16 protein-coding genes and 1 riboswitch are annotated in these 16654 nt (G+C 38.7%); of the genes, 9 read left to right on the forward strand and 7 right to left on the reverse strand.

Annotated elements, in window-relative coordinates; genetic code table 11:
- Positions 1 to 453: 453 nt before the first annotated feature.
- Positions 454 to 1626 (forward strand): polysaccharide lyase family 7 protein, encoded by a 1173-nt coding sequence (locus H5092_RS03925; protein ID WP_024605063.1) that lies wholly within the window; start codon positions 454 to 456, stop codon positions 1624 to 1626.
- A 57-nt stretch (positions 1627 to 1683) separates the two neighbouring features.
- On the opposite strand, the gene H5092_RS03930 is transcribed toward H5092_RS03925, so the two are convergent.
- Entirely contained in the window at positions 1684 to 2655 is a 972-nt protein-coding gene (locus H5092_RS03930; protein ID WP_182732934.1) for a zinc transporter ZntB, read from the reverse strand.
- A gap of 287 nt (positions 2656 to 2942) precedes the next feature.
- Here H5092_RS03930 and H5092_RS03935 point away from each other — a divergent pair, with 287 nt between their 5' ends.
- From H5092_RS03935 to H5092_RS03945, 3 genes are read left to right on the forward strand one after another with little or no spacing between them, the layout of a single operon-like run.
- A complete protein-coding gene (locus H5092_RS03935; RefSeq protein WP_002961974.1) occupies positions 2943 to 3377 on the forward strand; it encodes an ATP-dependent zinc protease in 435 nt (144 codons plus the stop codon).
- 2 nt (positions 3378 to 3379) lie between these two features.
- A complete protein-coding gene (rimK, locus tag H5092_RS03940; RefSeq protein WP_002961977.1) occupies positions 3380 to 4285 on the forward strand; it encodes a 30S ribosomal protein S6--L-glutamate ligase in 906 nt (301 codons plus the stop codon).
- Positions 4272 to 5330, forward strand: a complete 1059-nt coding sequence (locus H5092_RS03945; RefSeq protein WP_002961978.1) for a succinylglutamate desuccinylase/aspartoacylase family protein — start codon at positions 4272 to 4274, stop codon at positions 5328 to 5330. The genes rimK and H5092_RS03945 overlap by 14 nt, the downstream gene beginning before the upstream one ends.
- Positions 5331 to 5434: 104 nt before the next feature.
- On the opposite strand, the gene H5092_RS03950 is transcribed toward H5092_RS03945, so the two are convergent.
- The 4 genes from H5092_RS03950 to recQ form a co-directional block, all read right to left on the reverse strand.
- Positions 5435 to 6007 (reverse strand): mechanosensitive ion channel domain-containing protein, encoded by a 573-nt coding sequence (locus H5092_RS03950; protein WP_138489650.1) that lies wholly within the window; start codon positions 6005 to 6007, stop codon positions 5435 to 5437.
- A gap of 64 nt (positions 6008 to 6071) precedes the next feature.
- Positions 6072 to 7781, reverse strand: a complete 1710-nt coding sequence (locus H5092_RS03955) for a BamA/TamA family outer membrane protein (protein WP_182671485.1) — start codon at positions 7779 to 7781, stop codon at positions 6072 to 6074.
- A 169-nt stretch (positions 7782 to 7950) separates the two neighbouring features.
- Positions 7951 to 8235, reverse strand: a complete 285-nt coding sequence (locus H5092_RS03960) for a DUF3630 family protein (RefSeq protein ID WP_002961372.1) — start codon at positions 8233 to 8235, stop codon at positions 7951 to 7953.
- 7 nt (positions 8236 to 8242) lie between these two features.
- Complete coding sequence (gene recQ / locus H5092_RS03965) at positions 8243 to 10066, reverse strand: DNA helicase RecQ (RefSeq protein WP_024605058.1); 1824 nt, start codon at positions 10064 to 10066, stop codon at positions 8243 to 8245.
- 133 nt (positions 10067 to 10199) lie between these two features.
- Here recQ and H5092_RS03970 point away from each other — a divergent pair, with 133 nt between their 5' ends.
- A complete protein-coding gene (locus tag H5092_RS03970; RefSeq protein ID WP_024596241.1) occupies positions 10200 to 10655 on the forward strand; it encodes a thioesterase family protein in 456 nt (151 codons plus the stop codon).
- A 51-nt stretch (positions 10656 to 10706) separates the two neighbouring features.
- Positions 10707 to 11624, forward strand: coding sequence for an EamA family transporter RarD (rarD, locus tag H5092_RS03975; RefSeq protein ID WP_039488332.1), 918 nt, complete (start codon positions 10707 to 10709; stop codon positions 11622 to 11624).
- Between the two features lie 16 nt (positions 11625 to 11640).
- Here the strand turns inward: rarD and H5092_RS03980 are convergent, their stop codons facing one another.
- A complete protein-coding gene (locus tag H5092_RS03980; protein WP_024605056.1) occupies positions 11641 to 12876 on the reverse strand; it encodes a response regulator in 1236 nt (411 codons plus the stop codon).
- 86 nt (positions 12877 to 12962) lie between these two features.
- Entirely contained in the window at positions 12963 to 13337 is a 375-nt protein-coding gene (locus tag H5092_RS03985; protein WP_182732935.1) for a DUF413 domain-containing protein, read from the reverse strand.
- A 91-nt stretch (positions 13338 to 13428) separates the two neighbouring features.
- Between H5092_RS03985 and H5092_RS03990 the strand changes: the two genes are divergently transcribed.
- From H5092_RS03990 to H5092_RS04000, 3 genes are all read left to right on the forward strand, one after another.
- Positions 13429 to 14301 carry a LysR family transcriptional regulator gene (locus H5092_RS03990; RefSeq protein WP_024596245.1) on the forward strand — a complete coding sequence of 291 codons (873 nt, stop codon included), beginning with the start codon at positions 13429 to 13431 and terminating at the stop codon, positions 14299 to 14301.
- A 166-nt stretch (positions 14302 to 14467) separates the two neighbouring features.
- Positions 14468 to 15400 carry a porin gene (locus H5092_RS03995; RefSeq protein ID WP_182694193.1) on the forward strand — a complete coding sequence of 311 codons (933 nt, stop codon included), beginning with the start codon at positions 14468 to 14470 and terminating at the stop codon, positions 15398 to 15400.
- A gap of 61 nt (positions 15401 to 15461) precedes the next feature.
- A riboswitch (cobalamin riboswitch) is annotated at positions 15462 to 15596 on the forward strand.
- Positions 15597 to 15841: 245 nt separating this feature from the next.
- Entirely contained in the window at positions 15842 to 16654 is an 813-nt protein-coding gene (locus H5092_RS04000) for an ABC transporter ATP-binding protein (RefSeq protein ID WP_182732936.1), read from the forward strand.

The raw sequence follows: 16654 nt of genomic DNA on the forward strand, positions 1-16654 counted from the left end.
AAATTAGTCTTTAATTTATCTCTATTTTTATTTTTTATTCATACTAAATTAATATTGTCCATAATTATTGGTAAGCAGTGTTATTTATTTTTTAGTACTTATGTCTGAAATTAAAATTTATTTTTAAAAATTAATTCGTTACTTAATAAAATCTAATGTATTGATTAAATTGAAAATTAAATTTGTTTTTAAGTGGTAATAAAGATGTAAGTAATACTTATTTGCTGTACCACACTGTGTTGACATATTGGTAACAATAAATATAACCTTTACCCCGCCTTCGGGCATGCTTTTTGGTAATGTTAATTGGTAAGTTTTATTTGCCATTTAAATTACCATTACTATTCATACACAATTAAAAACCTGTATAGCGGTAAGATCTAAGTGTTAGTGAATTTCACTAACCTAAGTAGTTAGGTTGTTTTTATGTTCAGGTTTAAAGGAATAAAGATAATGATTAACCACAAGAAATTGTTTATTTGCACTGCAATTACTGCAACCTCAGCGTTATCTCACGCTGCAACTATTAATAACCCTGGCTTTGAAAGCGGTTTTAGTAGTTGGAACGAAACTGAGCCAGCGGCTATTTCATCTGATGCATATAGCGGATCTAAATCGTTAAAAATTCAGGGTAGTCCTGCACGTGTTTATCAATTAGTAAATATTCAGCCAAACACTGAATATACGTTAAGTGCTTATGTACTTGGTAAAGGGCAGATTGGGGTTAACGACTTAAACGGTTTATTTAAAAACAAAACCTTTGATGTATCGTCTTGGACTAAGGTAACTAAAACGTTTACTTCAGCGAATACCAATTCACTGCAAGTATTTGCTAAGCATTACAATAGCTCAAGTGATGTACGCTTTGATAATTTTACATTAGTTGAGGGCAGTAATAATGGCGGTGGCACTGATGATGGTGCAGGATCTGGAGACGGTACAACGATTCCAAGCAGCATTACAAGTGGTAGTGTTTTTGATTTAGAAGGGGATAGTCCTAACCCGTTAGTTAACGATAGTACGTTAGTGTTTGTACCTTTGGAGGCACAGCATATTACGCCTAACGGGAATGGCTGGCGTCATGAGTACAAGGTAAAAGAAAGCTTGCGTGTTGCCATGACACAGTCTTACGAAGTATTTGAAGCAACTGTAAAAGTTGAAATGTCTGATGGCGGTAAAACAATTATTTCACAGCACCACGCCAGCGATACTGGGACTATTTCTAAAGTGTATGTTTCAGATACTGATGAATCAGGTTTTAACGACAGCGTAGCGGGTAATGGCATTTTTGATGTCTATGTTCGTTTGCGTAATACCAGTGGCAATGAAGAAAAATTTGCGCTAGGTACTATTACAAGCGGTGAGTCATTTAACTTGCGAGTGGTAAATAATTACGGCGATGTAGATGTAAGTGCACTAGGTAATTCGTTTGGTATTCCTGTAGAAGATGATTCTGAATCTTACTTTAAGTTTGGTAACTACTTACAGTCTCAAGATCCAAATACTCTAGATAAATGCGGTGAAGCAGGTAACTCTAATTCATTCAAAAATTGCTTTGAAGATTTAGGCATTACCCAATCAAAAGTAACAATGACTAATGTTACTTATACCCGTCAAACAAACTAAGTAGCCACTTAATTATGGCCACTCAATTGAGTGGCCATATTAAATATGCGTTTTAATTTACAGCCATTTTTTATTTTTAAAATACACACCAATACCGCCAGTGAGCACAATTAAAAATATGACAAAAGCACTAAACGCATAAGGGCTCTCTGTACCAGGAATGCCTCCTACGTTTACACCTAAAAGCCCCGTTAAAAAGCCCAGTGGTAAAAAAAGTGCTGCCACTACAGACATAACATACATTCGCTGGTTTAACTGCTCAGAAACTTGGTTAGTGATTGTTTGCTGAATAATTTGCGCACGCTCAATTGAACTATCTAGCTCTTCAAGATAACGAATTAATAAGTTGGTGGTTTCATTAAGTTTTGCTTTATCGTCATCTAATAACCATAGGTAGTGGTTATTTACCATTGAGCTAAGGGCTTCTTTTTGCGGTTTTAAATAACGTTTTAAGGCAATAGTTTGGCGTCGCAATTGTGATAAGCCTTGGTTGTCAAACCTTTTACTTGGTTCATCTATTTCTTCTTCAAACTCGTCGAGTGTTTCATCTAGTGAGTCAATAACGCTTTGCATACGTGAGGTTAATTTTTGTGTAATAGAGCACACTAATTCAGAAATGTTGCATGGGCCTTTATTTTCATTTAAACAGGCGAGCGTATCTTGCACCGATAATAAACGGCGCTTACGGGTAGTAATAAGAATGTCTTCGCTAATAAATAAACGAATTGAAACCATGTCTTCAGGGCTTTGTGCTGGATTTAAATTTACACCACGTAAAAATAACATGTGCCCGTTAGTTGTAGCCGTAATACGTGGGCGTGTTTCGTCAGCAATTAAAGACTCTAGTTCGTAATCGTTTAAATGAGGCTGTGCCTTGAGCCATTCAACTGCCTCACTTTGGCTATAATCCATGTGCACCCAAAGTTTACCTTGGCTTGGTTGCCAGCTATTTAGCTCATTAGTGCTTCCAATAGGACGAGCGCCGCCTTGTCCATCAAGTACAAGTGCATGTAGTAAACCATTAATCATAATTAGTTCTCATAATAGTGTATTTTTAATACTGTTAACTATAGTGTATCTACTTAGTTGCTTACAGGCTTACCTTTACTTTTAATAAGTTAAGCTTAAATAGCAAAATATATGCAGAGCCTCTGTGTTGAGCAAAGTGGCATTAAAGTACGGCTTAGCAAGGCGTGCATTGTGTGACCAGTTGCTTAAAAAGATCAATTTAATTTACTAATCGACTAGATAAATTTATTTCGTTGGTGTTTTTTGGTCTGTAGCGTATAAGTCACTTTTTTATTAAGGGCACATTTATGACAGCAAAGATCACAGTTGGTTGGCGTGAGTGGTTAAGTTTACCTGAGCTTGGTATTAACGAGATAAAAGCAAAAATTGATACTGGCGCTCGCACTTCATGTATTCATGCAATTAACATTGAAGAATACGAAGTTGACTCAGAAAAATGGGTTAAATTTACGGCCCAACCACTGCAAGATGATGAGCAAACGCAAGTCACTTGCAATGCAAAAGTTAAGAAAATGAAGTACGTAACCAGCTCAAGTGGGCAAAAAGAGCTACGCTACTTTATAGAAACTACATTACATGCAGGCGAGCATAGCTGGCCTATCGAGCTTACTTTAACAAGCCGTGCAACAATGAAGTTTAGAATGTTATTAGGGCGTACAGCCATGGAAAATCGTATAGTCGTTGACCCGGCTTTATCTCAACTATTAGGTCGTAAGGTTTAACTATGAAAATCGGTATTTTATCTCGTAACAGAAAGCTATATTCAACACGTCGCTTAATTGAGGCAGCAGAAGCACGCGGCCACGAAGTTAAAGTGATTGATGCATTGCGTTGTTATATGAATATCAACTCTGAGCAACCAGAAATTCACTATCGCGGTGAAAACTTAAAAGAATTTGACGCAATTGTCCCGCGTATTGGTGCATCGGTTACATTTTATGGCTGTTCGGTACTTCGTCAGTTTGAAATGATGGGTGTTTATCCTGTAAACGAATCAGTCGCTATTTCTCGTTCGCGCGATAAATTACGTTCACTTCAGTTACTTTCGCGCAAAGGCGTTGGTATGCCAGTAACAGGTTTTGCCAGCAAACCCGATGACGTAAAAGACTTACTAGAAATGGTAGGCGGTGCACCTGTTGTAATTAAATTACTTGAAGGCACACAAGGCATTGGTGTCGTACTTGCTGAAACACGCAAAGCAGCTGAAAGTGTTATTGAAGCGTTTATGGGCTTAAAAGCCAATATTATGGTTCAAGAATATATTAAAGAAGCGGGTGGTGCAGACATACGTTGTTTTGTACTAGGCGACAAAGTAATCGCAGCAATGAAGCGCCAAGCACAAGAAGGTGAGTTCCGCTCTAACCTTCACCGTGGTGGTAGCGCTACATTAGTTCGCATTACTCCAGAGGAACGTAAAACGGCAGTAGCAGCGGCTAAATCAATGGGCTTAAATGTAGCGGGAGTTGATTTACTTCGCTCATCTCGTGGGCCACTTGTGATGGAAGTTAACTCATCACCAGGTTTAGAGGGCATTGAAATAGCAACAGGTAAAGATATTGCAGGTATGGTAATTGATTTCATCGAAAAAAATGCCTCAAGTAAAGGAACAGCAACACGTGGCAAAGGTTAAAATTAACCGTCCTTTTTCCTTATTAGGAGAAAATGTAGGCGTAGGCGAGCGTAAAACGCTTGCCTTAGAAGCAGCTAAGCTTTACACCCATTCACCACTTAATATTCCTATTGAAGTGGTTAATGGTGTAATGGAAGGCCCTGTGCTTATGGTGTGTGCGGCTATTCATGGTGATGAGCTAAATGGTGTAGAAGTTGTGCGTCAGTTACTTGCTAAAATAGATCCAAGCCAATTGCGCGGAACAATAATCGCTGTGCCTATTGTGAATGTGTTTGGCTTTATTCACAAATCGCGTTATTTACCAGATAGACGCGATATGAATCGCAGCTTCCCAGGTTCTGAACGTGGTTCATTAGCTGGGCGTATGGCTTATATGTTTTTTAATCAAGTGGCAGTACATTGTACTCACATTATTGATTTGCATACTGGCGCTATTCATCGTACTAATTTGCCGCAAATTCGCGCTAATTTAGAAGATGAAGCAACCGCTGAAATGGCTAAAGCATTTGGTACGCCGGCGGTTATAAATGCATCCCTTCGTAATGGTTCATTACGCAGTGAAGCCGCAAATTTAGGTATACCTGTTATTACTTATGAAGCAGGCGAAGCGCTACGCTTTGATCCTATCGCTATTGCGGCAGGTGTGCAGGGCGTTGATTATGTTATGCGCCATTTAAAAATGATCCGTGGCAAGCGCCCTAAAAAGTTACCAGATCCTATTATTGCAGGTTCGACTAGTTGGATACGTGCAGAGGTTGATGGCATTGTGCGTGCACAAGTATCACTAGGGGAGCATGTAACTAAAGGGCAAGTGCTTGCATATATAAGTAGCCCTCTAGGGGATTCTGAGCTTGAGCTTTTAGCGCCTAAAGGCGGTATTGTTATTGGTCAGCAAACGATGCCATTGGTAAATGAAGGTGATGCGGTATTCCACCTTGCTTACTTTGCAAACGACAATAGTTTAGTAGAGCAGCAACTAGAGAACTTTATTGATGAGATAAATGATTTAGATGACGAGCTTAAAACAGCTGAACTAAATAACTAATAGCTAAACTAAATTCTGTTTAGCTAAGCATTAAAAAGCCGCAGTAGGTAATTACTTACTGCGGCTTTTTTGTGGACATTGCTTTATCAACGATGCTTTTTAAACTATGTTTTTTTAGGACCAATAATACGCTTTATAACAGGGGTTTTAGTTGGCTTTGGTTCTTTATTTAAAACCATGACAGGACGGGTCACAAATAAATTGTTAGGGTAAATTACACGGTGCCCATCAATATGTTCAAGTACTACATTCATTAAGCCCATTTCAACAATGCGCCCTTCAACATGATTCGCACCATCAATAATTCGTACCCAATAACCAACGCGGCAATCGTTTTGAATAAACATCAGTAAAAATGCGGTGAGATTACTCAATAATGACCAAGCGGCAAAAAGCGCTACCCCTAACATGGCAAATAAAGAAGAGCCTAAAACCAATAAACCACGCAGCTCTATCCCCCAAAATACTAAAACCAAACACAGTACTACAAAGGCGAGTATAATTTTTAGTAAAAGCTCTGCACGGTATTTTCGGTGTAAATCTACTTTGCCTTTAATCGCTTTTTCGAGTAGTTTTTTGGTTATTTTTAATAGAAGAGGGAAAACCAAAATAGCGATTATAGTTACAACTAACTTATATTGTGATGCAAACAATTCTAAAACTTCTATTATTTCCACATTAGGTCCTGAACTTTCATAACAATTTAATGCAATTGGTATTAGTTTAACGTGTTTGTATTATTTAAAAAGTGTTTTTAACGCTTACTAGCCACTGGACTGAGTCTACATCGTCGTAGCTATCAACAGGGGCGGCAATATCAATGTGGATCATGGTTCCTGAGTTTGCGCGACTCGGTGCCAAACGCAGACCAACGCCTACATTTTTCAATACATGTGCATTTTCACCGTTATCTTCATCGTTAAACCATGCTCTGCCTACATCTACAAAAGCTGCGCCACCCACTTTAAATAGTTGCAGTAAATCGTACTCCCAGTAATAGCGCTTTTCTAAATTAACTAAAAAGCTGCGGTCGCCATGTTGATAATCCATCGGGTAACCACGCAGGCCTGTTTCGCCACCTAAAGTAAGCTGTTGATCAGCAGTCAGGTTTTTGGCGTATTGCACGCGGGCTTTAACATACCAAGATTGGTCTTCACTGGTATTTAAATAATATTGTACTTGGCTGGTGGCCATAAAGTTTTCGAGTTTTTTCTGTTCTTTATTCCAATAGCCATCAATATCAGCACTAAAACGCCATAAAGTATTATCGTTAGTAAAGTGGGCTTTTTTAAAGTTAAAAGAATACACCGCGCGGCTGTCGTCATTACTTAAGGACTCATCTGAATAGCCAATTAAGCTTTTAATATTCCAACCTAAATTTAAATCCTCAGTGCGAGATATACTGTCGAAGTTGCGTACTTTTATGTAGTTATCTTCAAACCAATGGCCGCTTATAAAGGGATAACTTAAGCTTCTGTCATCGGCAAGTGGTGCAAATGTAGTGTCTATAGCTTCAAAGGTATGTTGCTCATCGGTATAGCCTAACGTTAGTCGCTGGGTCCAATTATTATTAAGCGCTTTAGAGTGTCCTATAAATACACGGTTTAAATCAGTAGTTTGATCAAATTCGCTAAACTCTTCGCCGCGTTTATATAGTGACTCTTCGCGCTGCTCAGAATAGCTTAAAATACCGTAACTAAAGGGGGTGTCAATTGCGTAAAATGGATAGGTTAGCTCAAGCAAATGGCGCTTGCCGTCGCTGTTATCGGCGTATTCTAAACGGCCTCGGTAGCGAGTAGATAAAATATTCGGATCGTCGTAAACAAATAAGTAACCGCTGCGATCGCTGTCAGTGGTGCGCGAAAAAGAAAGGCGCTTACCCCACCCAAGCAGGTTAGATTCTCTAAAACCTATACTCGATTTGTTTTCTCCACCGCTTCGACTAAAGTTCACTTCAGGTAAAAGTGTCCATAAATCACGGGTAACCACTTCTACATTAACGTCGCCGTCGCAGTTTTCGGTAGCACTAATTTGTGCATCATATAAGTAGCTTTCTTTGCGAAGTAAACGCTCAGATTCTGCGAGCTTTTTAGCGTCGTACTTGTCACCTGGGGAGAATAATAAAAGGTTATTAATGACATCGGGCTCTGTTTGAATGTGAGCGCGATTAGCAAAACGGAATAAAGCATTATTTTCCTCTTCAAGCTCAGTATTAAATACATTAAGTTGCTTGAGCTTTATTGAGGCTATTTTAGCGTTACTATTACTGTGCGTGAGGGTTGTTTTGTCTTGAACTTCTCGGCGTAGGTTTTTATTTGTGCTTAAATCTGTCTGTTCTACAAGGCAGTTATCAGTTTTCATTGAAGATTGTTGTGCGAACGTTTTAGGCACATAAAAGCTTAAAACCGTTAAACTAATACAACATTGTGCTATCCATTTCTTGCTCACCATTAAACCTCTTACTGCTACGTAGCAAATGACTATCGTAATATCAGCTTACATCATTGTTATTATAATGTAAGTAAAAGGTATGGATTTTGAAATTAATTAATTGTTACCCATATTCACTTTTGTTAATAGCCAGCTGGTTTGCAGCGACCTATGCGCTAGGCATTAAAAGCTAGCTTAAATAAAATGCTAAAGCGGCGAGTAAGTGTTCAGCTTCATGACCTTCGGCATTAATCCAGATGCTTTGGCTGTAATGCTCATAGTTTAAATTAAAGGTTTGATGATTATAGGTAAAGCGAACTTGATGGCGATCGGCGCCAGCAGAGTACTCATTGAGTGTTACTTCGTCTGAGTGTAAAAATAATGTACTCCACAGCTCAAAGTCTTCATCGTTTGGTAGCTCAATGGGATTAATCAAAATACATTTGTGTGTATGGTCATATTCTATTTGGGTCATGATGCTCTTAATTAGTAGCTAGGTAGTGTCGAATTGCCGTTAAAAATTCGCCGCCGTACTTATTTAACTTAGTAAAACCAACACCTGAGACCTTTAAAAATTCACTGTCGTTTGTTGGCATAAGCTGCGCCATTTCGGCTAACGTTTTATCATTAAATACCACATAAGGTGGCACATCGTCGGCATCAGCAAGTTCTTTACGAAGTGCGCGCAGGCGAGCAAAGAGTTTTTTGTCGTAATTAAATTGCGCTAACTTATCTTGATAAACGTGTTTGGCTTGTAGGCGTGGCTCGGCTAATTGCAGTGCGTATTCACCTTTTAAAATTACACGCGCGGCTTCTGTTAATCTAAGTGACGCACCTTGTGTTATATCTTGGCTAAGTAAGCCTTGATGAATAAGTTGACGTAAAATACTGAGCCAAAACTCACTGCTTTTATCTTTACCTATGCCGTAAGTACTTAACTCATGATGATTATTATCGCGGATGCGGCTCGTGTTTGCACCGCGAAGTAATTCAACAATATAACCAAGTCCAAAACGTTGTCCCGCTCTGTATACACACGAAAGTGCTTGCTGAGCGACTAACGTACCATCAAAGCTTTTTGGCGGATTTAAGCAAATATCGCAGTTGCCACAAGGTTCGCGTTGATATTCACTAAAATAGTTAAGTAATATTTGACGACGACATGTTTGCGCTTCGGCAAAGCTTGCCATTGCGTTAAAGCGTTGTTCTTCTACGCGGCGGCGTTGTTCGTCGTCTATGTCTTCAAAAAAGCGCCTTACGCGACCTATATCAGCTGGGTCAAAATACATTATAGCTTCTGCGGCAAGTCCATCTCGCCCAGCTCGACCAGTTTCTTGATAGTACGACTCTATACTTTTTGGAATATCGTAATGCAGTACAAAACGCACATTAGGCTTGTTTATGCCCATACCAAAAGCAACGGTTGCGACCACTATCTGTATATCGTCACGGGCAAACCCGGTTTGTACAAATTGTCGTTGCTCGTTACTCATACCAGCATGATAAGCGGCAGCGTTTAGTCCTGCATCTGCAAGCTTTTCAGCAATGTCGTCTACGCGTTTACGGCTGGTGCAATAAATGATACCGCTTTGGCTTTTTTGCTCCTTTAGGTAGCGAAGCAATTGCACCATAGGTTTAAATTTTTCTTCTATGGTGTAACGAATATTGGGGCGATCAAAGCTGCCAGTATGAATATAAGGCTGTTGTAGTTTTAATTGCTCAACTATATCAAACCGTGTGGCTTTATCGGCGGTGGCGGTTAATGCCATCATTGGGACATGTGCAAAACGTTGCTTTAATTCGTTTAAGCGAAAGTAATGAGGTCTAAAGTCATGACCCCAATGCGACACACAGTGCGCTTCGTCAATAGCAAATAAACTCACATTTAAATGCGATAAACGCTCTAAAAATTCGTGTTGTAATACTTTTTCAGGCGCCACATATAAGAGCTTAATTTGCCCCTGATGAAGCTGTTGATACACCAATTGCTGTTCTTCTCGTGCTAAGCTGTTATTAACGTAAGCGGCTTTTACCCCAAGAGCTTGCAGTTGCGTTACCTGATCTTGCATTAGCGATATAAGCGGAGATATAACAATGGTTACGCCTTCGAGTACTAAAGCAGGGATTTGGTAGCACACCGATTTTCCGCCGCCAGTAGGAAGCAATACAAGCGAGTCTTGACCGTTAATAGCGGCATCAATAACTGCTTTTTGACCGTCGCGAAATTCACTGTAGCCAAACACTTGTTTGAGGACAGTTTCGGGTTTACGCACAAGGGTGCTAGAAGGTGGAGTTGATGTATTCATTGGCGGGTATTTTAGTGGTTTTTTAGTGAGATGTCTTTAGCTGAGTTACTTGATAAATTATTTAAGTGGAGTCTCGTAGTTTTACACTATGTATGTTTTACTCATCTTACCTGTTTTGACATAGAGAATAATAATGAATAAAGAAATGTTAATTGAACAAGTGGGCGCGTTATTTGTAAATGGCATGCCGTTTAACCAGTTTTTACAAATATCGGTTGAGTCGTTAAGCCCTGAACAGGCTAAAATTACGTTCCCGTGGCAGGATGTACTAATTGGTAACCCTGCGCAAAAAATACTCCATGGTGGTGTTATTTCAGCCGTACTTGATAATGTAGGCGGTATGCTCGCTGCAGCAAGTGTAATTGATAAACTCACCGATTTAGATATTACAAGCGTGCAAACAAAATTAGCCACGCTTGGGACTATCGACTTACGTACTGATTATTTGCGCCCTGGTAAAGGAGAGAGCTTTACTGCCAGCGCAACACTTATTCGTTCAGGTAATAAAGTATGTGTATGCAGAATGGAATTACATAACGAACAGTCTGTTCAAATTGCTTTTGGAACCGGCACGTATTTAGTTGGATAAAACGCGTATGGCAAGTAAACTAGCGGCCTTTTAAATCACTAAGTGTGTATTATGTCGATTGATACTGAGCAGCGTAAAGGTGCTATTTTTGCTTGTCTTGCTTTTTTAATGTGGGGCCTTGCGCCAATATACTTTAAGTTGATTCAGCATGTTTCTGCTTTTGAAATTTTAATGCATCGGGTTATTTGGTCGGTTGTGTTTTTAGTATTGGTAGTAAGTGTTTTACGGTATTGGGGTAAAATTAAACGCATTATCGTTCAACCTAAGCTTTTGCTTATGCTTGTTATAACCTCTGCACTGCTTGGGTTTAATTGGGGTTTATTTATATGGGCTATAAATAATAACCACATGCTTGATGCAAGCTTGGGCTATTACATAAATCCTCTTTTAAATGTATTACTGGGTATGCTTTTTTTAGGCGAACGCCTGCGTAAGTTCCAAGGCGTAGCAGTAGCCCTTGCCTTTAGCGGTGTAGTGCTGCAGCTAATTAGTTTTGGCTCGTTTCCGGTAGTTGCCTTTTCACTGGCTATATCATTTGCACTTTATGGTTTATTACGTAAAAAGTTACCAGTTGAAGCCTTGCCTGGCATTTTACTCGAAGCACTTATATTACTGCCTGTCGCACTTATTTATTGGTGGTTAATGGTGCCTACAGCAACATCAAGCCTGCCAGCTAATGATTGGCATACTAATGTACTACTGATTAGTGCAGGTATTGTAACTACATTACCACTGCTGTGTTTTACCGGTGCAGCTAAGCGTTTGCAATATACTACACTTGGCTTTTTTCAATACATTGGGCCAAGCTTAATGTTTATACTAGCTGTGGTGTTTTATGGTGAAGTGTTTGATGCAGAGCGGGTAGTAACATTTGCATGTATTTGGAGTGCACTGGCTATTTTTAGTTGGGACTCTTACCATCAATCACGCAAACGTAAAAAAGCGGCTATTACAGCCGCAGAAGTATAATTAACTAATAAAATGGTTAACTAACTACTTTATTACGACCAGATTCTTTAGCGTCGTAAAGCTTTAAGTCGGCCTGTTTTAAAAGTTCATCAATTTGATAAACAGGCCCGTTTGCAAAGCCAATAGAAATGGTGAATTTTATTTTAGCTTTACTAAACTCTTGGCTATTCATTTCTATAAAATACCTAAAGCCTTCAAGGCGTTTAAGGGCTTCTTGTTTATCTGCATCTATAAAATAAACTGCAAACTCTTCACCACCTAAGCGCGCTACTAAGTGCTTTTTAAAGTATTTACTGAAGCAAATAGAGAGCCCTTTTAATACTTCGTCGCCAACATCGTGTCCGTATGTATCGTTAATTGATTTAAAGTGATCAATATCAAGCATAGCTAAAGCACCGTCACCTTTAGTATGTTTTATTTGCTTTAATGATTTTTCAGCTTCTTCAAAAAAGTAACGACGATTTGGTAAATTAGTTAAATAATCCGTGTTGGCTTGTCGCCTTATGGTGGCTATAAGGTCTAACATATCGACGTTTTGACTAAGCCTGCAGTAAAACTCTTCGCTATTAAAAGGTTTGTGCAAATAATCGTTTGCGCCATTTTTTAAAAATAAACTAGAAAGCCCTACAGAGTCAGAACCCGAAATACCAATAATAGCTTTTTCATCATTGCTGTATAAGCGGCGAATCTCGCTACATAGTTCATCGCCATTCATATTGGGCATTTCATTATCAGTAATAATAACTGAAATATCAGGTGAAGCTTCAAGCAGGTTTAACGCTTCTTGTCCGTCTTGTGCTTCAATAATTTGATACTTATGGCGCACTAATAAACTACAAATGTATCGTCGGGTCGATTTAGAGTCGTCAACAACGAGTACTTTTACATTTTCGTTGCGAGGCAGGCGCTGTAACTGTTTTTCGAGGTACTGATAAGCTTGTTTATTTTCTTTAATGATGTAATCGATGATTGGGTATTTTTCTACAGTGTCGCGAGTTTTTTTATCAATATTGCCCGTCATTACAATAGTTGGAATGTCTGCATTAATAGTACAAGGTATTGCCTCACCTAATGGGGCATCAGGTAATATGAAGTCAACTACAGCGCAAAAATAGCTATTTTTACTTATAAGCTCTTTTGTTTGCGCTAATGACTCAGCTATATCAACTTCATAACCAGCCTTAAGCGCGATGTGCTTTTGCACTCGCGCCATGGCAGGTGTATCTTCAACTATTAGTATTTTTCGCGTCACGGAACAACCCTATATATATTTTGCAAAAATATTTGCTTATACAAGTTGTAACTGCTAAAACGCAAAAAAGCAAATAACTTAAATACTTACAGATTATCCGCTTCTGAATAATACTCTTGGCTAATCGGCGCCGGGCTCGACATTTTTGAACGGCCAAATAAAGTATGAAACTTAGTTTTGCAGGTCGTTAGTTTTAAGTATTTTACCCAAGCTCGTTCGATTGGGTTGGTAGGTTCTTGTGAGCCAGTTACGACTGCTACAAACTTTTCTTGGTGTTCGTTTTGCGGCTCAATTGTTTTACTGTATAAGCCTTTTAAAACAACTCCGTGTTGTTCAAGTATGCTGGCTTCTAATAAGGTGAAGTTTCCGCTGCGGCTAAAGCCTCGTGGAAAGTTTTGATCATCATAAAATTGACGTTGGCTAACAAATGCTTGGCGTAGTAATGAAATGTTATTGCTCATAGCTTTATCCTCATACCTTAGTAATTAGCTGGAGTATGATGCAAGTTTGGCAATTTATTAAACAAATTATTTTTATCGTGAGGATAAAAAATTGGATATCGATTTATTAAAAACATTTGTTGAGGTAGTGCGTACGCGTCACTTTGGTAAAGCGGCCGAAAACCTTTATATTACGCAGTCTGCAGTGAGCTTTAGAATTCGCCAATTAGAGCAAGGACTTGGTGTTAATTTGTTTATTCGCCAGCGTAATAACATTCAACTTACAGCACCTGGCGAGCGCTTATTACCCCATGCACAAATGATTATTACGGGCATGCAACGCGCCAAAGTGGATGTTGCGCTTGCCGATAATATGCATAAGCAAATTAGCTTAGCAGGAACGCCTAATATTTGGGATGCTTTTTTACAGTTTGGTATAACAAATATTGTATCGGCGATGCCGGGCGTGTCATTAGTCGCAGAAGTTAAAGCACAACAAGAAAGCACTCGGCTGTTATTAGAACGCACGCTTGATTTGGCAATATTGTTTGATCCACCAAAAGTAGACGAGCTAGTGGTAGAGCGAATCTGTGAGTTGCCAATCATTCCCGTAAGCGGATACGACACTGCAACGAACGAAAACTTTTTTGATAATCAGTATGTATATGTTGATTGGGGAACTACTTTCTCACTTTGGCATGCGCGTCAGTTTACCGGTAAAACACCGCCTTATTTTAGAACCAGCACAGGACGTATTGCACTTGATTTAATACTGCAATGTGGCGGCAGTGCATTTATACCTCAAGTATTGGTAGAAGGGCATTTAGAAAAAGGTGAACTGTTTCATGTTAAAGATGTAGAAAATACCTCGCGAGACGTGTTTATAGCGTATCACAGAGACAACGAGCAAAAAGAGTTAATAGAAACCTTAGTTAATTTACTATCGCAAATGACCCCAAGCTTGTCATTAAAGAAAAGTAAGTAAGTTCGGCCGTTTATTAGGCTTTCATGTTATTTTGATTTCAAATTTAATGCATTTTTATTAATAAAAAAAGACATTAATATTTCCATTGTAATATTACTGTCATTTAGCGGTGACAAAATGCAGCAGTTTTAAAAATTAGTCTTTTGTGATTATCCAAGGAAATAACATGAAATTTGTAAAATCGAGCTTATGCTTAGCACTATTAAGTGGTTTATCTTTTAATGCACTTGCCGATGTAGACATTTACGGTAAAGCGAATGTAACAGTGCAATCATCTGATGACGGCGAAGGATCTTTTACTGAGATAAAAAGTAATGCATCTCGTCTTGGTGTTAAAGGTTCTGAAAAAATAAATGATAGTTTAGAAGCGGTATATAAGTTTGAGTTTCAAGTTGATGTGTCTGATGCTGATTCAAAAGGCGATAACGACGACAATATTTCTGCGCGTAACCAATACGTTGGTTTAAAAGGTGCGTTTGGCCAAGTGGTTATTGGTCGTAACGATACTGCGCTTAAACAATCTCAAGGTAAGTTAGACTTGTTTAACGACCTTGAAGGTGATATTAAAAATGTATTTAAAGGTGAAAACCGTTTAGGGAATACTGTTAGTTATTCATCAAACTCATACGAAGGTTTTAAAGTACTTGCTACTTTTGTAGCTGAAGATGATGTAGACGCTGATAACGGTTACTCAATGGCGGTTACTTACGGTGACGTGGCACTTAAAAAGAGCGCAGTATATGCCTCTATCGCAGCCGATAGTGAAGTAAATGGCTACGATGTATTACGCGCGTCAATCCAAGGTAAAGTTGAAAACTTTAAGTTAGGTGCAATGTACCAAACACAAGAAAAAGTTGACGGCAGCGCAGAAGCGGATGGTTATCTATTAAATGCAGCTTACAGCATGGGTAACAACACATTTAAATTGCAATACCAAGACATGGACTTTGACGACAGCGACGATAAGTCAGCAATATCAGTTGGTCTTGATCACAAATTAAATAAAAACATTAAAGTATTTGGCTTTTACTCAAGCTTCGACATGGACAACAACGTTGACCAAGACTACGTAGGCTTAGGTATGGAATACAAGTTTTAACTATTCGCTAAATTAGTTAAAACACTCCCTTTTTAACCGCGCTCTTTTGAGTGCGGTTTTTTTTGCTTTAAATTATTTACTTAGCCGCCCATAATAGAGCTTCATTTGGAATGAGGTGCGAGTCCTCGACTGTTCCCGCAACTGTAATTAGCGCAAAGCTTTAAGTCAGATACAAATGGTATAATACCAATTTTATTAAAAACATGATCTTTCTAGCGAATTAAATAACTTACTAACTTCGTTAAAAATTATTCATATAGAACAAGTATATGTCATAATTTCCGCTTTGTTATTAAGCTATTTCTTCGTCGCTATAATAAATCACTAATTTAGTGCAATTGGTATAAATTCTTTTAACGAGCGGGTTTACTCATTTTTTCTTGTAGTGCATTAGTATTTTTATCGCATTTTAGTGAGTTTAATCCCGTCTAGGACTGACTATTGCACACTCAAACACCATTAAATATACCATTACTAAACGTTAAAAACGTATCGTGGGGTATTGGCAATAAAACGATCCTCAAAAAAATAAACCTTAAAATAACCACAGGTAAATTTGTTGGCTTAATTGGACCTAATGGCGCAGGTAAATCGAGCTTATTGCGTTGTTTATATCGTTTTAATAAACCCAGTAATGGCGTTGTAGAGTTTAACAACACCGATATTTGGCAGCTAAAAAGCGATGAGTACGCAAAAAAAGTAGCGGTTGTTTTACAAGAAACCCCGTCGCAATTTAACTTAAGCGTATTTGATGTTATTGCACTTGGGCTAACGCCTCATAAATCGCTATTTAGCTCAGTAACTAACATTGATAAACACAAAATTACCCAAGCTATCAACACTGTAGGGTTGGCAGATCATAGCGATCAAAGCTTTGAGTCACTTTCGGGTGGAGAAAAGCAACGTGCCTTGATAGCCCGCGCCATAGTTCAGCAACCTCAGTTGTTAATAATGGACGAACCAACTAGCCATTTAGATGTTAAATACCAAATACAGGTAATGGAGCTTGCTAAATCGTTGGGTGTAACGGTGTTTGCATCGTTTCACGATTTAAACTTAGCTTCTGCAATGTGCGATGAACTAGTGGTTATTAAAAATGGTGAAATTACACATACAGGTACGCCAAGTGAGGTATTAACCGAAAACATGCTAGGCGACGTTTTTGGTGTCTGCGCTCAAGTAAATAACCACCCGCAAATATCGGAGTCGGGAAATAGCATCCCTCATATCACTTACTTTTATGGTTACGAATAA

Origin of the sequence: Pseudoalteromonas sp. SR41-7, assembly GCF_014163935.1 — a bacterium.
In the GTDB taxonomy this organism is placed as follows: Bacteria; Pseudomonadota; Gammaproteobacteria; order Enterobacterales; family Alteromonadaceae; genus Pseudoalteromonas; species Pseudoalteromonas distincta.